We start from the raw sequence: 3121 nt of genomic DNA, 5'->3' as shown, positions 1-3121 counted from the left end.
GGCTTTGTAAATTACAAAAAAGGTGCACTCGACTCACAGCCGCATGTGATAAAGTTTACCAGTTGCTTGCCCATGATCGGTGGTTCTCTCCGGGTACTCCGGCTTCCTCCACCACTAAAACTGGTTGCCATGATATGGCTGAAATATTGTTGAAAGTGGCGTTAAAACACCAAAAATCAAAATCAAATCAAATTCTGTAGACAAAATATACACTATGATGTATTTTCTGTTATTTCAGGGTCACAGTGAGAAAGAAGACAGTATTACTAAGCTGAACGAACAAGTACACATGAAAGAGTTAGAGTTATTAGAACACAAGAAACTAATGGAACAAAAGGTTTCAGATCTGGAAAAATATGTCCTGTCAGTTATCAGTCAAAGAAAATGAGTGTTCAGACCTACAGGTGAAACTGAGTGCATTGTCAGATTCTTCAGCTGAAACCAAATCAGAATTAGAAAAACAATTGTCTGAATTAAGTCAAAAATGTCAACAATTTTCTGAAAAATGTGAGAGTGAAGAACATGTTAGCAAGCAAATATTTGAAGAAAAACAAAAAGAAATTGATAAATTAGAGACAAATTTGGCTGATGTAGAGAAAATTGTTGAAGAAAAAGAAAATAATATTAAAGAAATGGAAGAAAGAGTTGGAAGTTTTGAGGAATTGATTCAATCACTGCAGCAGGAAGTTAGAAAGCAGACAACGGCTGTTGAACATCTTCAGAATGAGGTCACACAAGGACAGATAGAAAAGGGACAATTAGAAGAAGAAAAGGAAAGTCTTCAAAAGAATCTAGAACAGACAGCAACAAAAATAGTTGATCTTTCAAATCAGTTAGCATTTCACGAGGACAATCTATCTCAGTTTGCCCATAGTCTCAAACTCCTATCTCCTCATTTACATCATATTGATTTTCAAAATTTGAATCAAGTGTCAGAAATAATTAAGGACATCATTGGAACATCAGAACAAGAGATTTATACATTGAAACAACAGTTAGACAATACAAATAAGAATTTAAAAGATAGTACTGAAAGAGAAGTACAGGAGTTGAGAGATATTTATGAAACAAAATTAACCAATCAAATGGAAGAAAATCAATCACTGCACAGTAAAATCTCACAAATGGCCTCCCATTTGGAAGATACACAGCAAGAATATGAAATTAAATTAGCCAATCAAACCGAGGAAAAGCAGTTGCTCCAATGTCAATTTTCTAGTCAGATTACAGAAGTTCAAACTATGTTGGAATCAAAATTGACAGAGCAGACTGTAAGAAATGACACTTTACAAAATGAAGTTACTGAATTGACATCTCAACTGAATGAATTTGAAAAATTAAGGGCAGATAATTCATCTCTGGTGCAAGATATTTCAGCTTTGAATGAGGAAAGAAATATAGTTATAAACGAAAGAGATATCCTAATTACACAATCTGCAGAATTAGAACAAACACTCCAACAACTTTCTAAAGAAAAGGAGAGTTTAGAATTAAATTTTCAAACATTAACACAAGATTACGAAGACATTAGATTATCTGCTGACAAACTTACTCATGAGAAAGAAGATTTGGAATTGTCTATAAATACACAATCTAGTGATAAAGAGGAATCTATGAATATACTAAATGATTTAGCAAAACAAAACCAGGAATTAGAACTGAGAGTGAAAGAACTTACATTAGAGAATCAAGACTTACAGTATAGTGTTAATAGTTACAAGGAAAGGCTTGATATAAGTCAGTTAGCATTAGAGACCAAAGAAAGTGAACGAGAACAGATGGAAATGAAGTTAACCCAAGCTTTGTCAGAAACCAATGATTTGTCATTTGTAAAGGAGGAAAATGTTAAAATAACGACAGAACTTGAAAGATTGAAGGAAATGGAAGAAATATATCACACATTAACCATTCAATCTGCTCATGCTGAAAAGGAGATGACAGAAGCCCAAACCAAAGTTGTTGAGCTAGAAAGTGTCATTACTGTTCTACGAAAAGAAATAGACGATTTTGATGAACAAAAACATGAAGTAGAAAGAGAAATGGAAGAAAAGTATAATCAACTGAAAAAGGAAAAAGATGAATTGCAAATTGAATACAGTGAACTGAAAAATAAAACAATTTAGTTGAATCTGAGCAGGATCCAATAATTCAAGGTGGTGGGGGATATAGGATGGGGTGATGCCATTGAAAAAGTTGAAGTGGAACCACTTAGGCAATCAGTGCCTGAAAATGGCAGTGATGTTCAAACTCTTATTACAGAGATTTCTATGTTAAAAGACAACTTGAGCTCAAGTGAATCTAAGTGTGAGAAAATGCTTATTAAGTTAAAAGCTTTCAAAGCTAAAAATCAAGCATTGCAAACTGAGGTTGATCAGATTAAAGATAGGCTTGCTAAAACTAACAAAAGTATGGAGAGTGATAATGACAGTAATACTGCTTTAATTGAAAGTTTAAGGAAACACATGGAACAAAAGGATCTTGATTTGTTAAATATTAAAGCTGAGAAAGAGGAGTTATTGAAAGTTTTGGAAAAGGAAAAAGTGAAATGTGAAAAACTACATGTGCAAATGATGGAAAATGAGGGTAAAAGTAAAAGCCATACAGAAGTTATGCTTCAACAAATTGAAATGGAAAGTTTAGAATTGACTGAATTAAAGTCAGAAAATCTAAAGTTAAGTGATGATGTCAAAATATTGACTGACGAAAACTCTAAATTATCTAAGACATTGACACAGGCCATGAAAGAGAAAGAGACTTCCCATGTAGAAATGGAAATTTTACGATCTGAAATAGAAATGTTAGAACATAATAAATTGGAGATTGAGAGACAAGTGAAGGACAATCGGTCTCTTTGTGATGAACTTGAATCAGAATGTAAAAGTTACAGAGAAATTGTTGCGAAACTTAAACAAGCATTAAATCATGAGAAGGAGGAAAACTTTCATAAGATCAAACAAATTCAGACTGAGGGTGGTGATGTGACTGATTTAAAAAACTAAAATTACTGAGTTAGAAATGGAAAATGCAAAATTGATAGCAATGAAAAACAGAGTATCTGAGCTTGAAATAGAACATGAACAAATAATGGAAGAAATGGATGGATTAAGAGAAGATCTAATTA

3 protein-coding genes are annotated in these 3121 nt (G+C 32.8%); all 3 read left to right on the top strand.

What is annotated here, in order from left to right; translation table 11 throughout:
- The coding region (locus tag BAZSYMA_RS10265) for a hypothetical protein (RefSeq protein ID WP_206599462.1) at positions 1-200 on the top strand (200 nt) is incomplete at its 5' end.
- Positions 201-419: 219 nt separating this feature from the next.
- The gene (locus BAZSYMA_RS09520; RefSeq protein ID WP_143243200.1) at positions 420-2123 is read left to right on the top strand and encodes a coiled-coil domain-containing protein; all 1704 of its coding nucleotides are present in this window, start codon (positions 420-422) and stop codon (positions 2121-2123) included.
- 33 nt (positions 2124-2156) lie between these two features.
- Positions 2157-2999, top strand: a complete 843-nt coding sequence (locus BAZSYMA_RS09515) for a coiled-coil domain-containing protein (protein WP_143243199.1) — start codon at positions 2157-2159, stop codon at positions 2997-2999.
- Positions 3000-3121: the final 122 nt, after the last annotated feature.

The organism is Bathymodiolus azoricus thioautotrophic gill symbiont, from assembly GCF_001298715.1.
Classification (GTDB): Bacteria; Pseudomonadota; Gammaproteobacteria; order PS1; family Pseudothioglobaceae; genus Thiodubiliella.
This window is presented reverse-complemented; position numbering and strand designations above follow the sequence as displayed.